The organism is Pantoea sp. USMM079 (assembly GCF_037153115.1).
GTDB lineage: Bacteria > Pseudomonadota > Gammaproteobacteria > Enterobacterales > Enterobacteriaceae > Pantoea > Pantoea communis.
The window spans coordinates 425,158-451,120 of record NZ_JBBCKX010000001.1 but is presented as its reverse complement, the minus strand read 5'-3'; the positions used below and the strand labels follow the sequence as shown (position 1 = coordinate 451,120).

Annotated in this window: 25 protein-coding genes; 13 read left to right on the top strand and 12 right to left on the bottom strand. The window is 53.4% G+C overall.

Going from position 1 to position 25,963, the window contains the following annotated elements; genetic code table 11:
- The first annotated feature begins 192 nt into the window (after window positions 1-192).
- From WFP70_RS02090 to WFP70_RS02075, 4 genes are all read left to right on the top strand, one after another.
- Window positions 193-1,920, top strand: coding sequence for a potassium/proton antiporter (locus WFP70_RS02090; RefSeq protein ID WP_038646621.1), 1,728 nt, complete (start codon window positions 193-195; stop codon window positions 1,918-1,920).
- 77 nt (window positions 1,921-1,997) lie between these two features.
- Complete coding sequence (locus WFP70_RS02085; protein WP_034828766.1) at window positions 1,998-2,231, top strand: DUF1480 family protein; 234 nt, start codon at window positions 1,998-2,000, stop codon at window positions 2,229-2,231.
- 377 nt (window positions 2,232-2,608) lie between these two features.
- On the top strand, window positions 2,609-4,075 hold the full coding sequence (gene wbaP / locus WFP70_RS02080; RefSeq protein ID WP_058959838.1) for an undecaprenyl-phosphate galactose phosphotransferase WbaP: 1,467 nt from the start codon (window positions 2,609-2,611) through the stop codon (window positions 4,073-4,075).
- 118 nt (window positions 4,076-4,193) lie between these two features.
- Complete coding sequence (locus WFP70_RS02075) at window positions 4,194-5,387, top strand: multidrug effflux MFS transporter (RefSeq protein ID WP_034828762.1); 1,194 nt, start codon at window positions 4,194-4,196, stop codon at window positions 5,385-5,387.
- Here WFP70_RS02075 and dadX read toward each other — a convergent pair.
- Both dadX and WFP70_RS02065 read right to left on the bottom strand, forming a co-directional pair.
- Complete coding sequence (gene dadX / locus WFP70_RS02070; protein WP_034828760.1) at window positions 5,380-6,450, bottom strand: catabolic alanine racemase DadX; 1,071 nt, start codon at window positions 6,448-6,450, stop codon at window positions 5,380-5,382. The two genes, WFP70_RS02075 and dadX, sit on opposite strands and share 8 nt — an antisense overlap.
- 21 nt (window positions 6,451-6,471) lie before the next feature.
- Window positions 6,472-7,773, bottom strand: coding sequence for a D-amino acid dehydrogenase (locus tag WFP70_RS02065; RefSeq protein WP_337022447.1), 1,302 nt, complete (start codon window positions 7,771-7,773; stop codon window positions 6,472-6,474).
- A 501-nt stretch (window positions 7,774-8,274) separates the two neighbouring features.
- Here WFP70_RS02065 and WFP70_RS02060 point away from each other — a divergent pair.
- Window positions 8,275-9,810, top strand: coding sequence for a SpoVR family protein (locus WFP70_RS02060; RefSeq protein WP_034828757.1), 1,536 nt, complete (start codon window positions 8,275-8,277; stop codon window positions 9,808-9,810).
- A gap of 37 nt (window positions 9,811-9,847) precedes the next feature.
- Here the strand turns inward: WFP70_RS02060 and fadR are convergent, their stop codons facing one another.
- The gene (gene fadR / locus WFP70_RS02055) at window positions 9,848-10,567 is read right to left on the bottom strand and encodes a fatty acid metabolism transcriptional regulator FadR (RefSeq protein WP_034828755.1); all 720 of its coding nucleotides are present in this window, start codon (window positions 10,565-10,567) and stop codon (window positions 9,848-9,850) included.
- A 316-nt stretch (window positions 10,568-10,883) separates the two neighbouring features.
- Between fadR and dsbB the strand changes: the two genes are divergently transcribed.
- Window positions 10,884-11,417: a disulfide bond formation protein DsbB gene (gene dsbB / locus WFP70_RS02050; protein ID WP_034828752.1), complete on the top strand. Its 534-nt coding sequence runs from the start codon at window positions 10,884-10,886 to the stop codon at window positions 11,415-11,417.
- A 39-nt stretch (window positions 11,418-11,456) separates the two neighbouring features.
- Here dsbB and WFP70_RS02045 read toward each other — a convergent pair whose 3' ends face one another.
- The 3 genes from WFP70_RS02045 to WFP70_RS02035 all read right to left on the bottom strand — a co-directional run bounded on the left by WFP70_RS02045 (window position 11,457) and on the right by WFP70_RS02035 (window position 13,171).
- Complete coding sequence (locus tag WFP70_RS02045; protein ID WP_038646609.1) at window positions 11,457-11,903, bottom strand: YcgN family cysteine cluster protein; 447 nt, start codon at window positions 11,901-11,903, stop codon at window positions 11,457-11,459.
- A gap of 65 nt (window positions 11,904-11,968) precedes the next feature.
- Window positions 11,969-12,628 (bottom strand): fumarylacetoacetate hydrolase family protein, encoded by a 660-nt coding sequence (locus WFP70_RS02040; RefSeq protein ID WP_337022446.1) that lies wholly within the window; start codon window positions 12,626-12,628, stop codon window positions 11,969-11,971.
- Window positions 12,629-12,895: 267 nt separating this feature from the next.
- Window positions 12,896-13,171 carry a YcgL domain-containing protein gene (locus WFP70_RS02035; RefSeq protein ID WP_058959843.1) on the bottom strand — a complete coding sequence of 92 codons (276 nt, stop codon included), beginning with the start codon at window positions 13,169-13,171 and terminating at the stop codon, window positions 12,896-12,898.
- 153 nt (window positions 13,172-13,324) lie between these two features.
- On the opposite strand from WFP70_RS02035, the gene minC reads away from it, so the two are divergent.
- From minC to minE, 3 genes are read left to right on the top strand one after another with little or no spacing between them, the layout of a single operon-like run.
- Window positions 13,325-14,035 carry a septum site-determining protein MinC gene (gene minC / locus WFP70_RS02030; protein ID WP_337022445.1) on the top strand — a complete coding sequence of 237 codons (711 nt, stop codon included), beginning with the start codon at window positions 13,325-13,327 and terminating at the stop codon, window positions 14,033-14,035.
- 33 nt (window positions 14,036-14,068) lie between these two features.
- Entirely contained in the window at window positions 14,069-14,881 is an 813-nt protein-coding gene (gene minD / locus WFP70_RS02025; protein WP_034828743.1) for a septum site-determining protein MinD, read from the top strand.
- A 3-nt stretch (window positions 14,882-14,884) separates the two neighbouring features.
- Window positions 14,885-15,160: a cell division topological specificity factor MinE gene (minE, locus tag WFP70_RS02020; protein ID WP_034828741.1), complete on the top strand. Its 276-nt coding sequence runs from the start codon at window positions 14,885-14,887 to the stop codon at window positions 15,158-15,160.
- Between the two features lie 54 nt (window positions 15,161-15,214).
- Here minE and rnd read toward each other — a convergent pair whose 3' ends face one another.
- The 5 genes from rnd to WFP70_RS01995 all read right to left on the bottom strand — a co-directional run bounded on the left by rnd (window position 15,215) and on the right by WFP70_RS01995 (window position 21,636).
- On the bottom strand, window positions 15,215-16,336 hold the full coding sequence (gene rnd, locus WFP70_RS02015; RefSeq protein ID WP_337022444.1) for a ribonuclease D: 1,122 nt from the start codon (window positions 16,334-16,336) through the stop codon (window positions 15,215-15,217).
- Window positions 16,337-16,434: 98 nt separating this feature from the next.
- Window positions 16,435-18,111, bottom strand: coding sequence for a long-chain-fatty-acid--CoA ligase FadD (fadD, locus tag WFP70_RS02010; RefSeq protein WP_160833629.1), 1,677 nt, complete (start codon window positions 18,109-18,111; stop codon window positions 16,435-16,437).
- Window positions 18,112-18,318: 207 nt separating this feature from the next.
- Entirely contained in the window at window positions 18,319-18,915 is a 597-nt protein-coding gene (locus WFP70_RS02005) for a Slp family lipoprotein (RefSeq protein WP_034828738.1), read from the bottom strand.
- 59 nt (window positions 18,916-18,974) lie between these two features.
- Window positions 18,975-19,673, bottom strand: a complete 699-nt coding sequence (gene tsaB, locus WFP70_RS02000) for a tRNA (adenosine(37)-N6)-threonylcarbamoyltransferase complex dimerization subunit type 1 TsaB (RefSeq protein WP_097116884.1) — start codon at window positions 19,671-19,673, stop codon at window positions 18,975-18,977.
- Window positions 19,674-19,725: 52 nt separating this feature from the next.
- Window positions 19,726-21,636 (bottom strand): ATP-dependent DNA helicase, encoded by a 1,911-nt coding sequence (locus tag WFP70_RS01995; protein WP_160869317.1) that lies wholly within the window; start codon window positions 21,634-21,636, stop codon window positions 19,726-19,728.
- A 123-nt stretch (window positions 21,637-21,759) separates the two neighbouring features.
- On the opposite strand from WFP70_RS01995, the gene WFP70_RS01990 reads away from it, so the two are divergent.
- Window positions 21,760-22,104 carry a RidA family protein gene (locus WFP70_RS01990; protein ID WP_034828732.1) on the top strand — a complete coding sequence of 115 codons (345 nt, stop codon included), beginning with the start codon at window positions 21,760-21,762 and terminating at the stop codon, window positions 22,102-22,104.
- Window positions 22,105-22,116: 12 nt separating this feature from the next.
- Here WFP70_RS01990 and WFP70_RS01985 read toward each other — a convergent pair whose 3' ends face one another.
- Window positions 22,117-22,302: a YoaH family protein gene (locus WFP70_RS01985; RefSeq protein WP_034828730.1), complete on the bottom strand. Its 186-nt coding sequence runs from the start codon at window positions 22,300-22,302 to the stop codon at window positions 22,117-22,119.
- Window positions 22,303-22,412: 110 nt separating this feature from the next.
- On the opposite strand from WFP70_RS01985, the gene pabB reads away from it, so the two are divergent.
- The 3 genes from pabB (at window position 22,413) to WFP70_RS01970 (ending at window position 25,897) form a co-directional block, all read left to right on the top strand.
- A complete protein-coding gene (gene pabB, locus WFP70_RS01980; RefSeq protein ID WP_337022443.1) occupies window positions 22,413-23,771 on the top strand; it encodes an aminodeoxychorismate synthase component 1 in 1,359 nt (452 codons plus the stop codon).
- Window positions 23,772-24,341, top strand: coding sequence for a CoA pyrophosphatase (locus WFP70_RS01975; RefSeq protein WP_337022442.1), 570 nt, complete (start codon window positions 23,772-23,774; stop codon window positions 24,339-24,341).
- Between the two features lie 191 nt (window positions 24,342-24,532).
- Complete coding sequence (locus WFP70_RS01970; RefSeq protein WP_058962469.1) at window positions 24,533-25,897, top strand: L-serine ammonia-lyase; 1,365 nt, start codon at window positions 24,533-24,535, stop codon at window positions 25,895-25,897.
- The last annotated feature ends 66 nt before the right edge of the window (window positions 25,898-25,963 follow it).

Below are 25,963 nucleotides of genomic sequence, written 5' to 3'. Positions count from 1 at the left end.
GCCACCGCTCATTCGCCTGAAATCCCCGCTGATTTTTCACACAATTTTAACGATCTATGGGATAGCGCTCCGCAGATTGAAAAAATATGCAATTAAGCGCTGACAAGCTATTGATAAGGCATTATCTTTTCACCTTGTCTGTGTGAATCCCCCGCAGTTTGTCATTTTCGCTCGTACCGCAGGAGAACGCCGTTGAATGCCAGCATGATTTACAGTTTGTTTATTATTGGTTCCGTGCTGGTCGCAGCAAGTATTCTTCTGAGTTCATTCTCGTCACGGCTTGGCATCCCTATTCTGGTAATCTTCCTTGCGTTAGGCATGTTGACCGGCGTTGATGGGATTGGCGGCATCGCTTTTGACAACTACCCGGTGGCGTATCTGGTATCCAACCTCGCGCTGGCGATTATTTTGCTGGATGGCGGCATGCGCACCAAAGCCAGCTCATTCAAGGTGGCACTGGGGCCCGCATTATCACTCGCCACGGTCGGTGTGATGATAACCGCCGGTTTGACCGGTTTGGCTGCAGCCTGGCTCTTTAAACTCGATTTGATGCAAGGTTTCCTGATTGGCGCGATTATCGGTTCCACCGATGCCGCCGCCGTCTTCTCGCTGCTGGGGGATAAAGGGCTTAACGAACGTGTCAGCTCCACGCTGGAAATTGAATCCGGCAGTAACGATCCCATGGCGGTATTCCTGACCATCACGCTGATTGACATGATCCAGCAAGGCCAGTCAGGCTTAAGCTGGATGTTTGTGGTACATCTGGTGCAACAGTTCGGTCTCGGTATTGTACTGGGGCTGGGCGGCGGCTGGGCACTACAGCAACTGATTAACCGTATCAATCTGGCGCAAGGTCTCTATCCCCTGCTGGCGTTAAGTGGCGGCATCATTGTGTTTGCACTGACCACGGTGATGGAAGGCAGCGGTATTCTGGCGGTTTACCTGTGTGGCTATCTGCTGGGTAACAGCCCGATTCGCAACCGTCACGGTATTCTGCAAACCTTCGATGGTATGGCGTGGTTGAGTCAGATCGGCATGTTTATCGTGCTCGGCTTACTGGTGACGCCATCTGATTTGTGGCATATCGCCGTTCCTGCCATGATTTTATCTCTCTGGCTGATTTTGGTGGCGCGTCCGCTTTCAATTCTGGTGGGCCTGTTGCCATTTAAAGGTTTTACCGGCCGCGAACGCATCTTTATCAGTTGGGTTGGCCTGCGTGGCGCAGTACCCATCATCCTCGCGGTATTCCCGATGATGGCCGGGCTGGAAAACGCCAAGCTCTACTTCAACATCGCCTTCTTCGTGGTTCTCGTGTCGTTGATGCTGCAGGGCACCTCACTGGGCTATGCGGCCAAACGCGCCAAAGTTGTGGTTCCCCCTACTGCATCACCTATCAGCCGCGTCGGACTGGACATCCACCCTGAAAACCCCTGGGAGCAGTTTGTTTACCAACTTAGTGCTGATAAATGGTGTATTGGAGCCGCGCTGCGTGATTTGCAGATGCCACGCGAAACGCGCATCGCTGCCCTGTTCCGCGATAACGCGCTGATGCATCCCAACGGTAGCACGCGCCTTAAAGAGGGCGATGTGCTATGTGTGATTGGACGTGAACGTGATTTGCCCGCTTTGGGTAAAATGTTCAGTCAGTCTCCACCCGTCGCGCTCGATCAACGCTTCTTTGGTGACTTCATTCTGGATGCCGAGGCACGTTTACGCGATGTGGCGCAAATTTATGGGCTGGAACTCGATGAAACCACCAACGATCAGCAATCCCTCGGTCAACTGGTGATGGGCCTGCTGGGCAGTACACCGGTGGTGGGCGATCAGGTGGAGTGGAACCAATTGACCTGGACCGTGGCAGAGAAAGAGGACAACCAAATCGTTAAAATTGGCGTACGTGTCATGGAAGACAAGGAGTAATCCTAACCGCGAATACGCCAAAACTGCGCGTGAGCGACTATGATCACTGTTCCACCCAGCACAAACGGGAGAAGCGCATGGGACACGTGGTAAAGATTGGTCGTTACGAGATCGTTGATGCAGAACTGAATGCTGAAAAGCTCGATACCATCAGCATTCCCTGCAATACCAACCCCGGCCTGAGTTACCAACTCGATGGCTGGGATCATGAAACCAGCGTGCCGGCGTGGATTGATGGCGAGCCCGTCGATCTGCAGATCGGACACTATGACAAGCAACAAGACCGCTGGGTATTAAAAAAACCCGCCTGATGTACCCCCGCCGCCATCCGCTTCGTATGGCGGTCATTCCTAAAAGCAGTCTTAAAATGAAGCGTTCTATCTGTGTTTTTTTTAGTTTTAACCTTGTATTTCAATTAGCTAACTCACTATTTCACGCAGCATTTATTTCCTTTTAAGACTATTTCCATATTAACTCTGTCAAATAACTCCTGCATACTCTTAAACGTTGCTGCAGCTTTTCGTGACGTACATCACGTCTCAAACGGCCCTTTCCATGCAGCGCTTATGGCAGCATTGACTTATATCGCACTGAAAAATCATTTCTTTTTATTTTCGGTGGACAACTCCTGAGCGCGTACTTGATTCTGGTCAGGCCATCTTTTACTTAAGAAAAGAGAGCAGGTTTTATGGCAAGTACATTGGTAATGAATGATGCAACCCGCTCGTGGAGCGGATTGCGTAAAAATCTCATCGCAAAAGTCGCTTTAAGCTTTTCGGATTTAATTGCTCTGAATCTGGCTTTGTTTTTATCTGCAGCAACCGTTCAGGGTATTTGGGGAGAACTGGACACCTTTATTCCGCCGCAGCAGATTGAGTACCGCTTCATCGCTCAATTAGGGCTTTCTGTACTTTGCACCGCGTGGTTTTGGGTGCGCATGCGTCATTACACTTACCGCAAACCGTTCTGGTTCGAGTTAAAAGAGATTGTTAAAACCCTGTTCGTCTTCTCGCTGCTGGATTTGGCGCTGATTGCCTTCTCCAAGTGGGATTTTTCGCGCATGGTTTGGGTGTTTAGCTGGACTTACGCACTGCTACTGCTGCCGCTGATGCGTGCGGTGGTCAAGCGTGCCATTAACCGCGCAGGTCAGTGGCAGAAAGAGACCATCATCATTGGTTCAGGTAAGAATGCCATGGAAGCTTATGCAGCCCTGCAGAGTGAGGAAATCCTCGGCTACAACGTCCAGGCTTTTATCTCACTGGAAGATGAGCACCACCCTGAGAACGTGAATGGTGTACCCGTGATCACCTGGAAAGACATCAACTGGCAAACGATGGATCGCGACAACACGCAATTTATCGTCGCCACTGAGTTTGAACAGCAGGTGGTGCGCGATAAATGGCTGAAGTTCCTGTCCAAAATGAAGTGCCGCTCGATCTCCGTGATCCCAACCCTGCGCGGCGTGCCGCTTTACGGTACGGATATGTCATTCATCTTCAGCCACGAAGTGATGATCCTGCGCGTCAGCAACAATCTGGCGAAACGCTCATCCCGCTTCCTCAAGCGTACTTTCGATATCGTGGTGGCATCACTGTTGCTGCTGTTCCTTGCCCCGGTATTTGGTCTGCTGTGTGCGATGGTGAAACGTGATGGCGGCAATGCCATTTATGGACATGAACGCGTTGGGCAAGACGGTGTGAAGTTTAAATGTCTGAAGTTCCGTTCGATGGTCACTAACTCCCAGGAAGTATTGCAAAACCTGCTGGCGACCAGTGAAGAAGCGCGTGCCGAATGGGATCGTGATTTCAAACTGAAGAACGATCCACGCATCACCAAAATTGGCGGCTTCCTGCGTAAAACCAGTCTCGACGAATTGCCGCAGTTGTGGAATGTGATTCGTGGTGAGATGAGTCTGGTGGGACCACGTCCGGTTATCGAAGCTGAGCTGGAACGCTACGCAGGGGATGTCGATTATTACCTGATGGCGAAACCAGGCATGACGGGGCTGTGGCAGGTGAGTGGCCGTAACGACATCGACTACGACACCCGCGTCTATTTCGATTCCTGGTATGTGAAGAACTGGGCGTTGTGGACCGATATTGCCATTCTGTTCAAAACCGCAGGCGTAGTGTTACGCCGTGACGGCGCTTACTGATCCTACCCTTGACGCGATGTCTGTGTTGGTCCAGCAGACATCGCTTTTTTATTCCTTTCTTTTTCCCGGCTAAGTCATTACCCTTCCCGCTTGTTTAACAGGACGTTTCTGGTTTCAGATGCAAAAATTTACCCTGCTGCTTTTAAGCCTGGTGCTGCTGGCACCGCTCGGCATCGATCTTTACCTTCCCACTCTGCCGCAAATCGCTGAAGGCCTGAACAGCCCGGTCAGTTTGATTCAGATCACCATTCCGTTGTTCTTACTGGTGATGGGCATCGGCCAGCTGGTGACCGGACCATTGGTAGATAATTTTGGCCGTAAGCCGATTGCGCTGATTGGCCTGGCACTCTACATCGTTGGTAGCGCTGTGGCTGCGACCGCCACCGTATGGCCGGTGTTCTTCCTCGCCCGTTTGATTCAGGGCTGCGCGGTCTGTTGCAGTGCTGTGGTGGCCTTCAGTGGCGTGCGCGATCGTTTAAGCGGTGATGAAGCCGCACGCGCCTATGGTTTCCTCAATGGTGCACTGAATATTGTGCCGGCACTGGCGCCACTGCTTGGCGGTATCCTTGCTGAAGCCTACGGCTGGCGTGCGCCCTTCTGGTTCCTGTGTGGCTATGCTGCCGTGATTGGTTTGATTGTGGTGTTCTGCCTGCCGGAAACCCGTCCTGCCGATACGCTGCGAGTTAAAGGATTGCCGCTGGCGCAGTACGCGGCGATTGCACGTGAACCGCGTTTTCTTGCCTTCGCCTTTGCCAATGCGGGTGCGCTCGGCATGGTGCTGACTTATGTGTCACTGGCACCCCACGTGCTGATGACGGAAGGGGGTCTGACGCCCCTGCAATTCTCCTTTGCCTTTGGTGCCAACGGCTTTTGGATCATGCTGGTCAGTGCGTTTGTGAATAAGACTATCCGTAAAGCCGGACGCCCGTTCTGCCTGGCGATGGGCTTCGTCACCATGCTGCTGGGTGCCATTCTGCTGCTGGCGGGAATGACGCTGTTGCCTGCCGTATGGCAGACACACTGGGCGCTGTATATGATTCCGGTGGCGGTATCGGTTGCAGGGCTGGCCTTTACCGTTGGCCCGGCCACCAGCTACGCGTTAGAGCCGTATCAGCAGCAGGCAGGCGTTGCCGCGGCATTGCAGGGCTTTATTCAGATGGCGTGCGGCGCGGGTGGCAGCCTGATGATTGTGGCATTGCCGGTTGCAGAAAAATCAGCACTGGCTTTGATGATGCTTTTAGGTGCAGCGCTGGCCCTGATTGCCTGGCGCTGCAGTAAGAAGATGCACGGCAGCGTGACCGCGCTTAAATAATCTCAACCGGTACGCGGGGCGCGAGTGCACACATCAGCTCGTAGCCCACCGTGCCGGCGGCTTTCGCCACCTCATCGATTTTCACCTGATTGCCCCACAGTTCCACTTTGGAACCAATCCCGGCCTGCGGACAAGGTTCGAGGTCAATCATCATCATATCCATGGAGATCGCGCCCAGCGTCTGAGTGCGAATACCGTCGACGCTCACTGGCGTGCCGGTTGGCGCATGGCGTGGATAGCCATCTGCATAGCCGCAGGCCACAATACCAATGCGCTGTGCGCCCGATGCATGATAGCGATAGCCATAGCCCACACCGTCACCGGCACTGAGCTGCTGCACACCAATGATTTCACTGTTCAGCGTCATCACAGGTTGCAAGCCGCTGCTGGCAATATCCTGCCAATTCCCACTTGGCGATGCGCCATAGAGAATGATCCCCGGACGCACCCAGTCAAAGTGCGCTTCAGGATGCCACAACGTGGCGGCAGAGTTGGAGAGCGAGCGCGGGCAATCCAAACCTTCGGCGGCCAGTTCAACACGCTTCATCGGTTCGATAAGTCCTTCCGGGTTTTCCGCGTCCGCAAAATGCGCCATCAGCGTCATCTCACCGACGTTAGGGAGCGCACGCAGTTTCTGCCACGCCGCCTGAACCTGTTCAGGACGGAAACCCAGCCGATTCATGCCGCTGTTCATCTTCACATAGATATCAACCGGTGCAGAAAGTGAAGCTTTGGCCAGCGCCTGAATCTGCCAGTTGCTGTGCACGCTGGTGGTCAAGCGATAACGATCGATCAACGTTAAATCTTCAGCATGGAAGAAACCTTCCAGCAACAGAATCGGTTTTTTCCAACCCTGCTCACGCAACAGAATCGCTTCTTCCATATTCAACAGCGCGAAACCATCGGTCTCTGCCAGACTTTGCCAGACACGCGCGATACCGTGCCCGTATGCATTGGCTTTGACCACTGACCAAACCCGCGACTGCGGTGCAGCCTGCCGTACAATCGCCAGATTGTGGCGCAGCGCCTGTTGGTTAATGGTGGCGCCAGTAGGACGTGACATGCTTGTGCTCTCCCTGAGGTCTCAACGCGCCGCGTTAGCGTTACGCAACGGCGACGAATGGGGTTCGAAACCCGGCAGGTAGCGCAGTACTGACAAATCGTCTGCGGCAATCGCCGGTTTCTGACCGGAAATCAAATCAGCCAATAGCTGACCGGAACCACAGGCCATGGTCCATCCCAGCGTTCCGTGACCGGTGTTGAGATAGAGATTGGACAGCGGCGTACGCCCGACAATCGGCGTGCCGTCCGGCGTCATCGGACGCAATCCTGTCCAGAACGTGGCCTGTTCAACAAAACCGCCTTCAGGATAGAGATCGCTGACCACCATCTCCAGCGTTTCACGTCGTGCAGGCGTCAGTTTGGTGTTAAAACCAACAATTTCCGCCATGCCGCCCACGCGAATGCGATCGTCGAAGCGCGTGACCGCCACTTTGTAGGTCTCATCGAGGATGGTGGATACCGGCGCAGCGTCGGGATTCTTAATCGGAATGGTGAGGGAATAACCTTTAAGCGGATAAACCGGAATTGAGACAATATCTTTCAGTAACGCGGTCGAGTAGGAACCAAAGGCCACCACATAGGCATCCGCTTTAACCACCTCATCACCACACTTCACACCGTAAATGCGATTGCCTTCACGCAGCAGTTGATCAACCTGAGTGTCATAGCGGAAGGTGACACCCGCAGCGGCTGCCATCTCGGCCAGGCGCTGCGTAAACAGCTGGCAGTCTCCGGTTTCATCGTTCGGTAAACGCAGCCCACCGGTCAGTTTGTGTGCGGTCGTGGCCAGCGCCGGTTCAACGCTGTGGAGCTGATGTGCTTCAAACAGTTCATAAGGCACGCCAGCTTCTTTCAGCACGGCAATATCTTTGCTGGCGCTCTCAAACTGTTGCTGAGTGCGGAACAACTGCAAGGTGCCACCCTGCCGGCCTTCATAGGCGATACCGGTCGAGGCGCGCAATGCTTTCAGGCAATCACGACTGTATTCCGCGATACGTACCATGCGTCCTTTGTTTTCCTGATAATGGCGCATGTCACAGTTACGCAGCATGTTCCACATCCATTCCAGCTGGAACTTGCTGCCATCGAGGCGGACGGCCAATGGCGCGTGACGCTGGAACATCCATTTTACCGCTTTCAGTGGCACGCCCGGTGCCGCCCAGGGCGCTGCATAACCTGGAGAGATCTGGCCAGCGTTACCGGCACTGGTTTCCAGCGCGGCCCCCGGCTGGCGATCGATGACCGTCACCTCATGTCCAGCCTGCGCCAAATACCAGGCACTCGCCACTCCCACGACACCACTTCCAAGAATCACTACGCGCATAAGCCCCTCGCCGCGGCAAAAGCATAATCAACTATGAATGCTGCCTGAATCAGCATAACCAGACAGCACTTCTTATCTTACATTCGACAGACATATTTCACATGTTTTTCACCTTCCTGCACACAGAAATCATGAGCTAGTGCAAAAATCAGGATTTTTTATGCCATAAAACCATTAATCAGCAATTTATTATGCGCAAGGGAGTGCTTTTCTCTTTTTTCAGGAGAAAGCGCCGCAGTCATACAATGCACTTATAAACAGAACTTTATTCTGCAACTTAGATAAAAACCAACAGTTGTCATCAGTAATGACTTAAGCGACGATTTTTGAATGATTTTCTGCCAAAAGAATTCGATTGAGTTCCGGTTTCGGATAAGCGACAGTGGACTATCATTGAAGTGTTCGCTCAGTTTTATTGGGCTGTCTTTCTCAGGATGAAGCCTTAAACGATCGTGACAGGTGACACTCCGTTGCCTGCCGCTTGCAAAACAGAGGTGCGCTATGACGACAATCTTTGACGAGCCAACCCGGAGCAGTAAACGACTCAGTGATGGACCCGACTGGACCTTTGAACTGCTTGATGTTTATCTGGCAGAAATTGACCGTGTAGCGAAAAGCTACGGGCTTGATACCTATCCGCATCAAATCGAAGTCATCACCTCCGAACAAATGATGGATGCCTACTCCAGCGTGGGTATGCCGATTAACTACGCCCACTGGTCGTTCGGTAAAAAATTCATTGAAACCGAACAACGCTATAAACATGGCCAGCAGGGCTTAGCGTACGAGATCGTCATCAACTCCAATCCTTGTATTGCCTATCTAATGGAAGAGAACACCATGACCATGCAGGCGCTGGTGATGGCGCACGCGTGCTATGGGCACAACTCTTTCTTTAAAAATAACTATTTATTCCGCAGCTGGACCGATGCCAGCTCCATCGTCGATTACCTGTTATTCGCGCGTAATTACATCACCGATTGTGAAGAGCGATATGGCGTCGAAGAAGTGGAGCGGTTGCTCGACTCCTGCCACGCTCTGATGAACTACGGCGTGGATCGCTATAAACGTCCGCAAAAGATCTCGCTGCAGGAAGAGAAAGCGCGGCAAAAAAGCCGTGAAGAGTATCTGCAAAGCCAGGTAAACACCTTATGGCGCACCCTGCCGCGTAAAGAGAAGGAGTCCGTGCACGTGGAAGCGGCGCGCTATCCTTCGGAACCGCAGGAAAACTTACTCTACTTTATGGAAAAAAACGCCCCGCTGCTGGAGTCCTGGCAACGCGAGGTGCTGCGCATCGTGCGCAAGGTCAGCCAGTATTTTTACCCGCAGAAACAGACGCAGGTGATGAACGAAGGATGGGCGACGTTCTGGCATTACACCATCCTCAACCATCTCTACGACGAAGGGAAAGTGTCGGAACGCTTTATGATGGAGTTCCTGCACAGCCACACCAATGTGGTGTATCAACCACCGTATAACAGCCAGTGGTATAACGGCATAAACCCTTATGCTTTGGGCTTCGCCATGTTCCAGGATATCAAGCGTATCTGCCAGTCACCGACGGAAGAGGATCGCTACTGGTTCCCGGATATTGCGGGTTCTGACTGGCTAAAAACGCTGCACTTTGCCATGCGCGAGTTTAAAGATGAGAGTTTCATCAGCCAGTTCCTGTCACCCAAAGTGATGCGCGACTTCCGCCTGTTTACGGTAATGGATGACGATCGCAATAACTTCCTGGAAATTGCCGCGATCCACGACGAAGCAGGCTATCGTGCCATCCGCCAGCAGCTGTCAGCACAGTACAACCTGAGCAATCTGGAGCCTAACATTCAGGTCTATAATGTGGATCTACGCGGTGACCGTTCGCTGACCTTACGCTACGTGCCACAGCAACGTGCGCCGCTGGATAAAAGCCGCCGCGAAGTGCTGAAGCATGTGCATCGGTTGTGGGGTTTCGATGTGATTCTGGAACAACAGAACGAAGATGGCAGCGTTGAGCTGCTGGACCGGTCGCCTTCACGTGGACCCGCACTTTAAACATAAAAAAACCGGACTGTTAAAGTCCGGTTTTCTTTTAGCGCTTGCTGGCTAAATCATCGGGCATGCTTTTTTGCATGCTATGCCAGATCTCGCCACTGCGACGACCATACTCACGTACCGTATCGACAATCTGGTCCTGCGTGGGATTCGCACTGCACAAATCCGCCAGTTGACGATAGAAGCTACGAGCCTGCTGACGCGCCTCGGGATTAGAGAAGTAGTGGCGCCCCACGCGGGTGTACAGCCCTTTCAAACCGTTCAGGATCAAACCATAAATCGGGTTACCGGAGGCAAAGGCCAAACCACGGAACACGCGATAATCCAGTTCGGTGTAAGCTTCTGCTTTATCCTCTTCGCTCAATGCGGTTTCAAGCACTTCGCGCGCTTTGTCCGGATGATGACGCAATGCACGACTAATAAAGATCGAGGCGATGTTGGTACGCACCGACAGCAGATTATCAATCAACTGCGGTACGCTATCGTGATCGAGGCGGGCCAGCGTTTCGAGAATGTTAAGACCGGAGGTTTCCCAGAAATCATTCACGCGCGTGGGCTTACCATGCTGAATGGTTAACCAGCCATCGCGTGCCAGACGCTGTAAAACTTCACGCAGCGTGGTGCGCGTGACACCAATCAGTTCAGAAAGCTCACGTTCAGCAGGCAGGATCGACCCCGGCGGAAAGCGACTGTTCCAGATGCTTTCAATAATATACTCTTCAGCAAATCCTGCGGGGCTTTGCGCCTTAATCACCATAGCATTTATTTCTCATTGCTTTCTTTGTCGTAATGGCACTCATCATACCAGAGCGGCTATAGCGGAAATAGACTGACAACCGATTAAAAGCGCGCGCTGGCGCAAAATTCAGCGGTGTTTTTAACCGGTCAGACGGCAACGCACTCGTTTGCGTGGTATGGACCTTCTGCCACCTCCGCTTGATCAGTAAATGCGCTTTATATGGCCTGGATCAGGCTTAAGTCATTTTTGTACATGATTTTTTCCCCTTACCTGGCTGGCACGGTTACGCTTTTGGTTTACACTGCGAAGCATTAATGGTTACAGGATAAGCAATATGTTGCGATATTTGAATCAATGCTCACGAGGACGCGGGGCATGGTTATTGCTGGCTCTGACAGCACTGGCTTTTGAACTGACTGCACTCTTCTTTCAACACGTCATGGGACTGAAGCCCTGCGTGATGTGTATCTACGAACGTTGTGCGCTGTTTGGCGTCATGGGCGCAGGTATCGTTGGCGCGTTCGCCCCGAAATCCCTGCCACTGCGCTGGGCCGCTATCCTCATTTGGCTTTACAGCGCTTATAAGGGATTAATGCTTTCGATTGAACATACGAATATTCAGCTGCACCCGAATCCGTTTGTCACTTGTGACTTTGCCGCACGCTTCCCGACCTGGCTGCCGTTGGATAAATGGCTGCCATCGGTATTTGTCGCCAGCGGTGATTGTGCCGAACGCAGCTGGACATTCCTGACCTGGAGTATGCCGCAATGGATGATCGTCATCTTTGCCGCGTATCTGCTGGTTGGCGCACTGGTGCTGATTGCCCAACCGTTTAAGCCAAAACGCCGCGATCTGTTTAGCCGCTAATCAAAACGAAACAGGCAGCTCTCGCTGCCTGTTATCACGTCAACCGTTACGATCGGGCCGATCGATAATGTGATCTTCCCAGTCGCGCACTTCGCTTTCCCGTACCGCGATATAACGCACCGAGATACGCTGCGCATGCATCGCTTTTTTCGAACCAGCCACCAATGGATGCCAGGCAGGTAAAGTCCCGCCTTCGCCTAACAGACGATAGGCGCAGGTGCGCGGCAGCCAGTTAAAGGTGGTGAGGTTTTCACGCGTCAGCTTGATACAGTCCTCTTCAAATTCAAACCGGCGCTCGTAGTTACGGCACTGGCAGGTTTTGATGTTCAGCTGATTGCAAGCCACATTGGTGAAGTAGATTTCGTCGGTGTCCGCATCCTGCAACTTGTTCAGGCAGCACTGGCCGCAGCCGTCGCACAGTGATTCCCACTCTGCATCGTCCATTTGGTCAAGGCGTTTTGTCTGCCAGAAAGGTTGTTCAGTCATGATCGCGGTCCGGGTTGTGCAATAAGACCGCACCTTATAAAGGGTTAGGTGCGGTGATGCAAGTTTTACAGTACGCGGGTGGTAATTCCGTGACCGGCCAGCGAGATTTCGAGTTTATCGCCAGATCGCATTGGCCCGACACCTTCCGGGGTGCCCGTCAGGATCACGTCACCGGCGCGCAGCGTAAAGTACTGGCTCATGTAAGCAATCAGCGGCAGGATTTTGTGAATCATATCCGCCGTGCTGCCATGCTGGCGCACTTCGCCATTCACCACTAGCTTCAGTTCAGTATCCTGCGGGTCGCCGCTGAATTCAGAAACTGGAATGAAACCTGACAGCGGGCAAGAGTTATCGAACCCTTTGGATTTTTCCCACGGCTGACCAGCTTTTTTCAATCCCGCCTGTACATCGCGCAGCGTCAGATCCAGTGCCACACCATATCCGGCAATCGCTTTGACCACATGCTCTTCCGTTGCCTGCTTCAGCGTGGAGCCAATCAACACCGCCAGTTCCACTTCGTGATGCACTTCGCCTAAGTTGGCTGGAATCGAAAGCGGCTGGCGCAGATCGCACACCGCCGTTTCCGGTTTGATAAACACCACCGGTTCTGTCGGCGTGGCACTGCCCATTTCCTTGATGTGCTTCGCATAGTTGCTGCCCACGCAAACCACTTTGCTGACGGGATAATCCAACAAAGCGCCCTGCCAGTTACGATGCTGATACATGCTGTTCCCCTGCATTAGTTGTGTTTGATGCCAGTCTGACTGGCGGATAGGTCAGGTTCAGTGCCGGAACGCGGCAAGCTGAGGAGGATTATATTAGCGGTTTTATGGCGGCAGACGTGGCGGAAATTGTCAAAAGTCGTTAATCATACGCAACAAACAGGATTACAACCTGGAATTATTGCCCGCAATAATGCTTTAAAGCGGGCGAATAATTAATGCAAATAACACTGAGGATTTTTACAGGGAATATTTACAGATGAATCCGAATTAAACTTTTTTACTCTGATCAAGATGAATGTTGAGCAGACTTTCAACCGGTGGTGGGATCTGTAAATAATAGCCTTGATCGCTCAAACCTTGCTTAACTTTATTGATATCTGCATTAGCCAGTTTGTCGCGTTTGTCCAGTGATAGCACCATTGCTAGCTGGGGTTTACCAAAGCCACGCAGCAGTTCTTCCGGAACGCGCGAAAAATCGTCTTTTTTTTCAACATAAAGATAAGTTTGTTCACGTTGCGGGCTTCTATAGATCACACAAAACATATTTTTTACTCGAATTAACCTATGGCGTCACTTGCCTGAATATAGCAGTAACTATAACATGCTTGCAGAACTTCGAATATTGACCGTTTGATGTTAATGACGATTTTATCGGCGTACATCTTAGGGTCGTAAAACAGGACTGAGTCAGGACAGATGTCGCAAACGCCAATCGAATTCAAGGGAAGCAGTTTTACCCTGTCAGTGGTTCATCTGCACCATTCGCAACCCGAGGTGATTCGTCAGGCGCTGCAGGACAAAATCGACCAGGCACCTGCGTTTTTGCAGAATGCACCGGTGGTGCTCAACGTGTCAGCACTGAACGGTGACATCAACTGGAAACAGATGCAGCAGGCGGTCATCGCCACCGGTTTACGCATTGTCGGTGTCAGCGGTTGTAAAGATGAAGCCCTGAAAAAGATGATTGCCCGTGCAGGCTTGCCGGTGTTGTCAGAAGGCAAAGAGAATCGCAAGCGTGCGGAAGCGCCAGTGGTTGAAGAAGCCCCGCCTATCCTGGCGCCGGTCGCTGAAACCGCCAGCAAAACCCGCATCATCAATACGCCAGTGCGCTCAGGCCAACAAATTTACGCACGGAATGCCGACCTTATCGTCACCAACAGCGTCAGCGCCGGTGCCGAACTGGTGGCAGACGGCAATATTCATATTTACGGCATGATGCGTGGTCGTGCGCTGGCGGGTGCCAGTGGCGAACGTGACAGCCAGATTTTTTGTACCAACCTCGCAGCCGAGTTGATCTCTATTGCCGGGGAATACTGGATTATGGATCAGATTCCGGCGGAATTTTTTGGTAAAGCCGCGCGCCTGTGCCTTAAAGAGGGCGCGCTCACCATTCAGACACTTTATTAGGCCCCTTTTCTTTCGTTAAGGAAATCAACATTTATGGCACGCATCATTGTAGTTACATCGGGTAAAGGGGGCGTTGGCAAGACCACGTCAAGCGCGGCCATCGCAACCGGTTTAGCGCAGAAGGGCAAGAAAACTGTCGTGATCGATTTTGATATCGGTCTGCGTAACCTCGACCTGATCATGGGCTGTGAACGCCGTGTGGTTTATGACTTCGTCAACGTCATCCAGGGCGATGCAACCCTGAACCAGGCACTGATTCGTGACAAGCGCACGGAGCAACTCTATATCCTGCCTGCTTCACAAACACGTGATAAAGATGCGCTGACCCGCGAAGGCGTGGAAAAAGTATTAAACGACCTGGCCGCGATGGAGTTCGACTTCATCGTATGTGATTCCCCTGCGGGGATCGAAACCGGTGCGTTGATGGCACTGTACTTTGCGGATGAAGCGATTATCACCACCAACCCGGAAGTCTCTTCCGTGCGTGACTCCGACCGCATCCTCGGCATTATCTCTTCTAAATCGCGTCGTGCTGAAAATAGCCAGGACCCGGTGAAAGAGCATCTGCTGCTGACACGTTACAATCCAGGCCGCGTGACGCGTGGCGACATGCTGAGCATGGAAGACGTGCTGGAGATTCTGCGTATACCACTGGTGGGTGTGATCCCGGAAGATCAGTCAGTACTTCGTGCTTCTAACCAGGGTGAGCCGGTCATTCTCGACGCTAACTCTGACGCCGGTAAAGCTTACGCTGATACCGTAGATCGCCTGCTTGGCGAAGAACGCCCCTTCCGCTTTATTGAAGAAGAGAAGAAGGGTTTCCTGAAACGCCTGTTCGGGGGATAACCAATGGCATTATTAGATTTCTTTTTATCCCGTAAGAAGAACACAGCCAACATAGCCAAGGAAAGGCTGCAAATTATCGTAGCCGAGCGCAGAAGGGGCGACAGTGAGCCCCATTATCTGCCGCAACTGAAGCGCGATATTTTGGAAGTGATCTGTAAGTACGTGAAAATTGACCCGGATATGGTGACCGTTCAGCTGGATCAGAAAGGGGACGATATCTCCATCCTGGAACTCAACGTCACACTGCCGGAGACGGAGACGGAAGACGTTCCTAAATGATTGTAGCGGGTTCCTGATTTTCCCCTGCGTTGTGCGCAGGGGAAAACATTCCGCTTATAGCGCCTGCAGGATCTCGTCGATTCGCTTTTGCAGCAATTCACCACGCCAGCCAGTCAGTAATTCTGGTGTACGGCATCCGCTTTTCAAGCCCCAGTATACGCTTAACACCTGATTGATTTGGCGACGTGAAGCCAATAGTTCCTGACTGAAACCCGTCTCTTCGCTTACCTGTAACACCAGCGCTTTGATTGCTTTAAATGCCTGTTTGTAATGCGGATGGTCAATCAGATTGGGCAACGGTTGTGGCAAGGTCGCTTCATCCTGTGCCAGCGCTTCCGCCACCAGCGCCACCATCGCTTTCCCGTGGAAGCGAATCTCGTGACCGTTCAGGCCCAAATGATCGAGCTCACCCAGGCTACCCGGCATAAAGCGCGCCACTTTCCACAGATTCTCTTCACGCACCACAAAATTCACGGCCATGTCTTTCTGACGGGCGATGTTCAAACGCCATGCCGCCAGGCGTTGCAGCGCTGCCAACTGGCGCGGTCGCAACTGCCATGCGTTGGTGATGTCGCGCCATGCATCCTCTGGCTGTAAAACGTCAAGACGACGCTGGCAAAGATTATCGCATTCGCTCAGCGCGGCAGCCATGTTGCCTGCGGCTTGCGTCTGCTCAACTAACTGATGGGCAATCGGCAGAAGATAAGCGACATCTGCTGCGGCATAGTCGCATTGACGCTCAGTGAGCGGGCGCGCCAGCCAGTCAGTACGGGATTCGCTCTTATCCAGTTCGATTTGGTTAAAGTGATTAACCATCGAAGCGAAGCCCCATGACAGCGGCTGCCCAGCGAAGGCCGCCAGGATTTGGGTATCGATCATCGGATCAGGCAGGCATTTAAAACGATGCAAGAAAACTTCAAGATCTTCGCCACCGGCGTGCAGGAATTTCGTCACCTGCTTGTCTTGCAGCAGTGCGATGAACGGCGTCCAGTCACTGATGTTGAGCGGATCGATCAGAACCAGTTGTTCACCATCGAACAGCTGGATCAGACCCAACTGCGGATAGTAAGTGCGCGTGCGCACGAATTCAGTATCCAGCGCAACGGCATTATGCTGGCGCGCTTGTTCGCACACGGCAGCCAGCTGGCTGTTTTGGTCGATCAGGGTGTAATTCACGTATTCATTCTCGCTGCGGCACACTTCGCGCAGCGCTCCATGTTAAAAGCAATAAAAACGCCGGACTGAGCCGGCGTTAACCTGGAGAGAAAGGCAGCTTACTGCCCTTCTCGCTTCGCCTCGTCACGCAATTCGCGGCGCAAAATTTTGCCCACGTTGGTCTTCGGCAGCTCATCTCTAAACTCGATAATCTTCGGCACTTTGTAGCCGGTGAGCTGACGGCGGCAATGATCCAGCACTTCTTCTTTCGTCAGTGACGGATCCTTTTTAACGATGCACACTTTCACCGCTTCGCCAGAAAGGTCGCTGGGAACACCGATTGCGGCGGCTTCGCGCACTTTCGGATGCTGCATCAGCACATCTTCGATTTCGTTAGGATACACGTTAAAGCCTGACACCAGAATCATGTCTTTCTTCCGATCGACGATGCGAATAAAACCTTCGCCATCAACGGTAACAACATCACCGGTGTGCAGCCAGCCATTTTTCAACACTTCTTCGGTAGCATCCGGTCGCTGCCAGTAACCGACCATCACCTGTGGACCACGAATACAGAGTTCACCCGGTTCACCTGGCGCCACATCGTTATCTTCGTCATCGACGATACGCACATCCGTGGAGGGTACAGGAAGACCGATGCTGCCGGTGTGGCAAGTGATGTCATACGGATTGACCGATACCAGCGGTGAACATTCAGTCAAACCATAACCTTCGAGCAGATAATGCCCGGTGAGTTTTTCCCAACGCTCAGCCACGGCCTTCTGCACGGCCATGCCGCCGCCAGCAGAAAGACGCAGCGTGGAGAAATCGAGCTTATTAAAGTTTTCGTCGTTGAGCAGCGCGTTAAACAGCGTATTGACGCCGGTAATGGCGGTGAACGGGAATTTGCTTAGCTCTTTGACAAAACCGGGGATATCACGCGGATTGGTGATCAGCAGGTTGGTACCGCCGAGATCGAGAAACAGCAGGCCGTTTACCGTTAACGCAAAGATATGGTAGAGCGGGAGTGCCGTGACCACCTGCTCTTTGCCTGCACGCAGCAGTTTGCCATAGGTGGCTTTGGTCTGCTCCAGGTTTGCCTGCATGTTGCCGTGAGTTAGCATCGCGCCCTTGGCGACGCCGGTGGTGCCGCCGGTGTATTGCAGGAATGCCAGGTCACTGTTAGTCAGCGTCGGACGCTGGTAAGTCATCTGCGCACCCTGCTGCAACGCGCTGCGGAACGGCACCGCACCGGGCAGATGGTATTTCGGCACCAGCTTCTTCACATACTTAACCACGAAGTTGACCAGCGTGGCTTTGACCGGGGCAAGTTGGTCACCCATGCGCGTCAGCATCACGTGCTTGATCGGTGTTTCCGCGACGACTTTTTCAAGCGTGTGGGCAAAGTTGGACACAATGACAATCGCACTGGCACCGCTGTCATTCAGCTGATGTTTCAGCTCACGCGGCGTGTAGAGCGGGTTAACGTTGACCACCACCATACCCGCACGCAGCACGCCAAACAGCGCCACCGGATATTGCAGCAAGTTTGGCATCATCAGCGCCACGCGGTCACCCTGCTTCAGGCCCAACCCTTGTTGCAGCCAGGCCGCAAAGTCGCGACTTTGCTTATCCAGCTGACGATAGGTCATCGGCTGACCCATATTAATAAACGCCGTTTGATCGGCATACTGCAATGCTGCGTGCTCGAAAAGTTCGACCAAAGAGGTATAACGGTCCGCATTTATCTCCGCAGGAACATCTGCCGGATAGCGTTTAAGCCAAACCTTATTCAAAGAATCACCCCGATATTCTTGTTGCGTAGCCATCGCCGCCTCTGCAATCAGTGTTGTTAACAATATTTTAACTGATTGTACCAGTTTGCCTGTTTCGGCATTTTCAGGTTGCGAAGCGCATCACTAAATTTCGCGCATCGGTTGCGCGCCCAATAAAAAAGCCCGGTCGCGAGCACCGCGACCGGGCCGTCAAATAATGAAGATGAATTATTCGGTCAGGATAGTTTCCACCTGCGCGGGACCGGTATTCATGTTCATTCCCCAATAAGGATTAGGCCCCCAGTAACCCGGATGACGACGCGTTGGCCCATACCAAATCCACGGATCGATCGGCTGCGGAGGCGTCATCACCTGCTGTGTCAGATGCCAGCGCTGATAGCCGCGTACATCCACCACCACAAAGTTGTAGCTGGCTTTACCAATTTCACCTTTTTCGGTGCCTTTGATATTCCCCAGTACCGTAACGTACTGATTGTTCAGATCCACCGGATCAACAAAACCGCGAATGTCGGCAAAGATACGCCCAACCGATGCGGAACCTAAACGCGGCCGCGCACTGTCATCCAGCGGTTGGGTGGCGATCTCCAGGCGCGTCACGCCCGTCAGATTGGTGACTTTCACCACTTTACCGCCAAAACGTGACTCCTGGCCGACATACAGCTGAGGCGCATTCATCACGCGTAATAAATCTTGCTGTGGAAGTTGAGAACTCCCTTTAATGGAATCTGGCACCGAAACGCAGCCGCTGAGCAACAGCGCGCAGGCTAACAGAGCGCCAGACATCCCTTTACGACTTATTGGCATAGCACTTCTCCTGTTATTTCTCAGTTAGACTGGGCGCTTACGGAATAGTTGCGTGGCGCTTAACGGCCTGGCAACTTTTTCCATGCCACTTCATTACGCAGGTAAACCGGCTCGGCATTCTCCACCGCCACCGACTCACCGCGCTGCCAGGCACTCAATGCCAGCGGCAGCATATCCTCCGCTGCTGGCAGAGTTACTTCTGTGGTCACTAAGGTTGCGCCCGTCGAGCTTAACAGATGCGGATAAGCCGCCCAGCCGGTGCCGACCGTTGCCCACTCGCCGCTTAGCTGGCCGATGCGCGCCTGCACATCTTCGGGTTTCAAAACGGCTTCCGAGTCCGCACCTTGCCATTCACCGTTAGCATCACGCTGATATTCGGCCCAGTAAACTTCGCCCATGCGCGCGTCGATGGCAGCCAGCACGCGTTGAGCGCCGGTTAAGCGCCATGCGCCCTGAGCCATAGTCGCGAGAGAAGAGACGCCGATCATCGGCAAGTTCGCACCCAACGCCAGCCCTTGCGCAATACCAATGCCAATGCGCACGCCAGTAAAACTGCCTGGCCCACGGCCAAACGCCAGCACGTCAAGCGCGGTCAGATCCAGCTGCTGCAACTGCAACAGCTCTTGTACCAGCGGTAAGATGCGTTGGGTGTGATCGCGCGGGGCGATTTCAAAGCGGGCATCGATCTGCTGCTGATTGAGCAGCGCGGCAGAACAGGCTTCTGTCGCCGTGTCCAGAGCTAAAATTCGGGCGGACATAACAACCTCTGAAAGTCAAAATGGCGCGCATCTTAACACAGCCTGGCACAAATTAGTGCTTCTCTGGCTGGCGGACGAAAGCGATGGCGCGCTGCAAATCGCGGGTACGTGGCGTGGGTGGCAGACTATTAAGGAACAACCCGCCATACGGACGCGATACCAGGCGCTGATCGCAAATCACCAGCACGCCACGATCGTCAGTATCACGAATCAAACGGCCAACCCCCTGCTTCAGGGTGATAACCGCATCCGGCAGTTGCACATCATTAAAGGGATCGCCGCCACGCAGGCGACAATCTTCCATGCGCGCTTTCAGCAACGGATCTTCCGGCGAGGTAAACGGCAGCTTATCGATAATCACCAGTGACAGTGCATCGCCACGCACATCAACGCCTTCCCAGAAACTGCTGGTCGCCACCAGCAAGGCGTTGCCGGCCTCGAGGAACTGCTTCAGCAGCTGGCCTTTACTGGTTTCTCCTTGCAACAACACCGGCAAAGTCATCGAGGCACGAAATTCGGCGGCCAGTTCGCGCATCATCTTGTGCGAAGTACAGAGGAAGAAGCAGCGTCCTTTATTGGCATCGATCAGCGGTTTCATCATCTGTGCCAGCTTACGGGCACCGCCGGGTTGATTGGGTTCCGGCATATTGCGAGGCACACATAACAGCGCCTGCTGGGTGTAATCGAAAGGACTGTCGAGAATCATGGTGGTGGCTTTATCGACGCCCAATCGGCTGGAGAAGTGGCTCATCTGCTCATTCACCGCCAGCGTGGCGGAGGTGAATACCCACGCCGCTTTACGGTTATCCATCACTTCACGAAAACGTTCGGCTACCGATAGCGGGGTTAACGCCAGCGTAAAGTGGCGGCTGGTGCACTCATACCAGTAGCTAAAACCGGGTTCATCAATGGCGCGTAGGCGTTTCAAACGGGTGCGATACAGCGCGGCACGCTCGAATGCCGCGTCCAGCAACGCCGAGCGCCCCAGCGACAATTTAATCACGTCGTAGCAAAGCTCCAGCGCATCATCCAGCAGGGTCAACATGCGCATGATGTTGTTATCGCTTAGCAGGTCACGCAGATTGCCGCGAAAACCCGGCTCGCCCAGTGTTAAGCGGAAATCCTGCGCGCACTGTGCCAGACGGTCGGCTGATTTCTGTAGCTGCTGCACGTCGCGCACTTCAGTGCGATAGGCAATAATGATGTCTTTGGCGAGATCCTGCAGTTGGCGGCTCGAAAGTTGCTGACCAAAGTATTGACTGGCGATATCGGGTAACTGATGCGCTTCATCGAAGATCATCACATCCGCTTCCGGGATCAGTTCACCAAAACCGCCCTCTTTGACCACCAGATCGGCAAGGAACAGATGATGGTTCACCACCACCACATCGGCATCCATGGCTTTTTTACGCGCTTTCACCACAAAGCAATCTTTGTAGAGCGGGCAGTCGCTGCCAAGGCAGTTATCGTTAGTGCTGGTGACAAACGGCCAGATCGGACTGTCTTCGGCCACGCCGGAACAGCTGCTGACATCGCCATCTGAAGTTTGATTTGACCAGCTGCGCACGTTGATCAAATCCCCAAGCGCCTGCACGGTGAGATCGCCACCGGTCTGATTCTGCTGTTCCAGACGTTCGAGGCATAAATAGTTGGAACGTCCCTTCAGCAGGGCAGTTTTACCGCTGAACTTCAGGGCACGAGCGATGGTGGGCAAATCGCGGTTATACAGCTGATCCTGTAAGGCTTTGGATCCGGTCGAGATAATGACCTTTTTTTTCGCACGCAATGCGGGTGCCAGATAGGCATAGGTTTTACCGGTACCGGTGCCGGCTTCGACCACCAGCTCACCGCCCTTCTTCACCGCTTCCATGACCGCTTGCGCCATTTCACGCTGCGCGGCACGCGGTTTGAAACCTGGAATAGCCTGCGCCAGCGCGCCATCAGCTGCAAAATCGTCTGCCACACATCCTCACCGATTGGTCAAAAACACTGTAATTATGTCAGGATTCCCCTGAGGCGACCACAACAGATGACAGCGCCCTACTGGATATGGCAGGCTAGCGCAGCGAAATAACAGGAGAACACCATGACCATTACGCGTATTGATCCCGCACCCCGCATGTCAGAAGCCGTTGTGCATAACCAGACCGTCTATTACACCAGCGTGCCAGAAAATCTGGATGACGATGCCGAAGCGCAAACCGCCAACGCGCTGGCGGTGATTGACGCGATTCTGACCCGAGTCGGATCAGACAAAAGTAAGATCCTTGATGCCACAATTTTCCTGGTCGATAAAGCTGACTTTCCGGCCATGAACCGTGCATGGGATGCGTGGGTTTCACCTGATAACGCGCCCGTACGTTGCACCGTGCAAGCTGACTTGATGAATCCGAAGTACAAAGTGGAAATCAAAATCATCGCCGCACTGTAACCCTTTCGGGCGTTATTCGTCTTCTTCGTCGTCTTCGAACATCGCCCGAATCGATTCACCCTGATAGCTCTGACGGATCTCGTGTGCCACTTGCGCAATCGCCTGACCACTGGCCATGCCACCCGCCATCAACTCCTGGATACGTTCCACAGCTTGCTGCTGCTGTTCATGAGATAAAGCCGGAAGACCTGTAAACATTATTTGCTCCTGGTGCAAAAGGGGACGCATTATTCCACGAGGAACAAACAGGTGCCAGCGACAAAAAAATGTGCCAGGCTACGCGCCTGCTTGTTGGATTAATTAGCCCGATGATCGTAAAAACCCTTAATCTGAAGTATACGCCGGATGCGCTATTGCATCGTTTTTCTGCGCTTGCTCATCGTCCCTGGGCGATGTTGCTCACCTCTGGCCATGCCGACCATGCCGATAATCGTTTTGACATTTTAACGGCGGATCCCCGTGCCACGCTTACCACGCGCGGCGAGATGACGGAAATCGACTGTGATGGCAAGGTGATCCTCTCCGCCGATGATCCACTGCACCTGGTGCAGCAACAGTGCGAAATGCTGGGCGCGACTCCACTGTTTGATGCTGATCTGCCTTTCCAGGGCGGCGCGCTGGGTTTGTTTGGTTATGATCTGGGACGCCGCTTTGAAATCTTACCGCAGCGCGCTGAGCAGGATCTGACAACGCCGGATATGGCAGTCGGCATCTACGATTGGGCTTTGATCGCGGATCATCATCAGCAAAAACTCACCCTGATTTCACTCACCGATGCCGGGCAACGCTGGCAGTGGCTGCAGGCGCAGGCGATTCCGCAGCCTAAAGCTTTTGCGCTAACCAGCGACTGGCAGTCAAACCTTAGTTTTGATGAATACGCCGCGCGTTTTGCACAGGTTCAACATTACATTCAGGCCGGTGATTGCTATCAGGTGAATCTGGCGCAACGCTTTCAGGCTCGCTATCACGGCGACGAGTGGCTGGCCTTTTTACGACTCAACCGCGCCAACCGCGCGCCCTTCAGTGCATTTATCCGCTTGCCTAAGAGCGTCATTCTTAGCCTGTCACCGGAACGCTTTCTCTCATTGCAGCAAAAGGAGATTGAGACCCGACCGATTAAAGGCACTTTGCCACGCTTAGCCGATCCAGAAGCCGATCGCTTGCAGGCTGAGAAACTGGGCCATGCGGAAAAAGATCGCGCCGAGAACCTGATGATTGTCGATTTGCTGCGTAATGACATTGGTCGCGTGGCTGAACCCGGCAGCGTCAGCGTCCCTGAGCTGTTTGTGGTGGAACCTTTCCCGGCGGTGCATCATCTGGTGAGCACAGTACGAGCGCGACTACCTCAACATCTCGGCGCAACCGATCTCCTGCGCGCCTGTTTCCCCGGCGGCTCCATTACCGGTGCACCAAAAATTCGCGCGATGGAGATTATTGAGGAATTGGAACCGCAGCGCCGCAACGCCTGGTGCGGCAGCATCGGTTACATCAGCCTGTGTGGTCGCATGGATACCAGCATCACTATCCGCACGTTAATCGCTGAAAATCAGCATCTTTATTGTGCGGCAGGTGGTGGCCTGGTGGCGGACAGCGATGTGGAGCTGGAATATCAGGAGACCTTCCACAAGGTCAATCGTATCTTGCCCAGCCTGAGCGGCGAGGTTTAAATGAGCCTGACGCTTGACCAGTTCCTGAACCGCTTCGTGCTGCAGCCTCCTCTGAGCGCATCCAAAAGCGTGATCAGCGGCCGGCGAGCGGCCGTGTTGGTACCGGTGATCGACGGTGCTGAACCGGGTTTACTGCTGACGCGTCGCTCATCACACCTGCGTAAGCATGCGGGCCAGGTAGCGTTCCCTGGCGGCATGCAGGATGCAACGGATGATTCGCTGATCCACACCGCACTGCGTGAGGCCGAAGAAGAAGTCGGCATTCACCCCGCTCAGGTTAGCGTCGTGGGTGTGTTACCGCCCGTGACCAGCAGCACCGGTTTTGCCGTCACGCCGGTGGTCGGCATTATTCCAGCGGACCTGCCTCTCAATATTAATCCTGACGAAGTGGAAAGCACCTTCGCGATGCCGCTGGCAGAAGCCCTGCGTCTCAGTCGCTACAGTGGACTCACCTTGCGCCGTGGTCATCGTCAGCATCAGGTGTGGTTATCGTGGTATGAGGATTATTTTATCTGGGGCATGACCGCCGGGATTATTCGCGCATTAAGTCAGCAAATCGCCCTTCCCTGAGTTCCGCGCTGCATGTTACTTCCGCCATAAACTCGATCCACTTCACAACCGCAGAATGGGATAACTATTTCTGTGGCTTATAATTAGTTTATTTCATGCGAAAAGCTGCTCGCTGAATCACGCGGGCGATTACTATTAGCCGCATAAACGGCCTCAGCCGTACAGAATAAGATTTGTGAGGAGTGTCACCTGTGATTAGTGTTTTTGACATGTTCAAAGTGGGCATTGGCCCATCCAGTTCACATACCGTAGGTCCGATGAAAGCGGGCAAGCAGTTTGTTGATCTGCTGGCCGAACAGGGCAAATTGCAAGACGTGACGCGCATTGCCGTCGACGTCTATGGCTCGCTGTCGCTCACAGGTAAAGGTCACCATACCGATATCGCCATCATTATGGGGCTGGCCGGTTTTGAGCCCGCCACCGTGGATATCGATAGCATTCCCGCTTTTATTAAAGACGTCGAGCAGCGCGAGCGCCTGCTGCTGGCGAACGGTGCACGTGAAGTCGACTTCCCACGCGAAGGCGGCATGGTGTTCCGCAGTGAAAATCTGTCGTTGCATGAAAACGGCATGACGGTTTTCGCCTTTGCCGGCGATCTGCTGATCCTGACCAAGACCTACTACTCGATTGGCGGCGGATTTATCGTTGATGAAGAGCATTTCGGCCAATCCGTACTGGATGAGGTCTCGGTGCCGTATGCGTTCAACTCTGCCAAAGAGTTGTTGAGCCACTGCCATGAAAGTGGATTGTCCCTTTCCGGTTTGGTGATGAAGAATGAGCTGGCGCTGCACAGCCGTGAAGACATTTATGCCTATTTCGGCAACGTCTGGCAAACCATGCAGGCCTGTATCGATCGCGGCTTAAATACGGAAGGCGTATTGCCGGGTCCACTGCGCGTGCCGCGCCGCGCTGCCTCGTTGCGTCGTTTACTGGTTTCTTCTTCCAAGCACTCCAATGATCCGATGAACGTGATTGATTGGGTCAACATGTTTGCCCTGGCGGTCAATGAAGAAAATGCCGCCGGTGGACGTGTGGTCACCGCGCCAACCAACGGCGCCTGCGGTATCGTCCCTGCGGTGCTGGCCTATTACGATCACTTTATTGAGACCGTGACGCCGGACATCTTCATCCGTTACTTCCTGGCCTCGGGTGCCATTGGCGTGTTGTATAAAATGAATGCCTCGATTTCAGGTGCTGAGGTGGGCTGTCAGGGCGAAGTCGGTGTGGCCTGTTCGATGGCTGCCGCTGGCCTGGCGGAGTTGCTCGGCGCCAGCCCGGAGCAGGTGTGTGTCGCCGCTGAAATCGGTATGGAACATAACCTGGGATTGACCTGTGACCCGGTGGCAGGTCAGGTGCAGGTGCCGTGTATCGAACGTAATGCTATCGCCTCAGTGAAAGCCATCAATGCTGCGCGCATGGCGTTGCGCCGTACCAGTGAACCACGTGTTTCACTGGATAAGGTGATCGAAACCATGTACGAAACCGGTAAAGACATGAATGCCAAGTATCGTGAAACCTCACGCGGTGGTCTGGCGATCAAAGTTCAATGTGATTGACCAGATGTGTTGAAAAAATAATCAATTAGATTTTTTTCTGCATCTCACGCTACCTCCCTGTGAGTA

Coding starts and splice junctions, on each gene's coding strand:
- minD (WP_034828743.1), top strand. CDS start 14,069: ATGGCACGCATCATTGTAGTTACATCGGGTAAAGGGGGCGTTGGCAAG.
- minE (WP_034828741.1), top strand. CDS start 14,885: ATGGCATTATTAGATTTCTTTTTATCCCGTAAGAAGAACACAGCCAAC.
- WFP70_RS02085 (WP_034828766.1), top strand. CDS start 1,998: ATGGGACACGTGGTAAAGATTGGTCGTTACGAGATCGTTGATGCAGAA.
- WFP70_RS02045 (WP_038646609.1), bottom strand. CDS start 11,903: ATGACTGAACAACCTTTCTGGCAGACAAAACGCCTTGACCAAATGGAC.
- dadX (WP_034828760.1), bottom strand. CDS start 6,450: ATGTCACGTCCTACTGGCGCCACCATTAACCAACAGGCGCTGCGCCAC.
- WFP70_RS01990 (WP_034828732.1), top strand. CDS start 21,760: ATGACCATTACGCGTATTGATCCCGCACCCCGCATGTCAGAAGCCGTT.
- WFP70_RS02060 (WP_034828757.1), top strand. CDS start 8,275: ATGACGACAATCTTTGACGAGCCAACCCGGAGCAGTAAACGACTCAGT.
- WFP70_RS02075 (WP_034828762.1), top strand. CDS start 4,194: ATGCAAAAATTTACCCTGCTGCTTTTAAGCCTGGTGCTGCTGGCACCG.
- dsbB (WP_034828752.1), top strand. CDS start 10,884: ATGTTGCGATATTTGAATCAATGCTCACGAGGACGCGGGGCATGGTTA.
- tsaB (WP_097116884.1), bottom strand. CDS start 19,673: ATGTCCGCCCGAATTTTAGCTCTGGACACGGCGACAGAAGCCTGTTCT.
- minC (WP_337022445.1), top strand. CDS start 13,325: ATGTCGCAAACGCCAATCGAATTCAAGGGAAGCAGTTTTACCCTGTCA.
- fadR (WP_034828755.1), bottom strand. CDS start 10,567: ATGGTGATTAAGGCGCAAAGCCCCGCAGGATTTGCTGAAGAGTATATT.
- WFP70_RS02040 (WP_337022446.1), bottom strand. CDS start 12,628: ATGTATCAGCATCGTAACTGGCAGGGCGCTTTGTTGGATTATCCCGTC.
- pabB (WP_337022443.1), top strand. CDS start 22,413: ATGATCGTAAAAACCCTTAATCTGAAGTATACGCCGGATGCGCTATTG.
- WFP70_RS01985 (WP_034828730.1), bottom strand. CDS start 22,302: ATGTTTACAGGTCTTCCGGCTTTATCTCATGAACAGCAGCAGCAAGCT.
- wbaP (WP_058959838.1), top strand. CDS start 2,609: ATGGCAAGTACATTGGTAATGAATGATGCAACCCGCTCGTGGAGCGGA.
- WFP70_RS02065 (WP_337022447.1), bottom strand. CDS start 7,773: ATGCGCGTAGTGATTCTTGGAAGTGGTGTCGTGGGAGTGGCGAGTGCC.
- WFP70_RS02035 (WP_058959843.1), bottom strand. CDS start 13,171: ATGTTTTGTGTGATCTATAGAAGCCCGCAACGTGAACAAACTTATCTT.
- WFP70_RS02005 (WP_034828738.1), bottom strand. CDS start 18,915: ATGCCAATAAGTCGTAAAGGGATGTCTGGCGCTCTGTTAGCCTGCGCG.
- WFP70_RS01975 (WP_337022442.1), top strand. CDS start 23,772: ATGAGCCTGACGCTTGACCAGTTCCTGAACCGCTTCGTGCTGCAGCCT.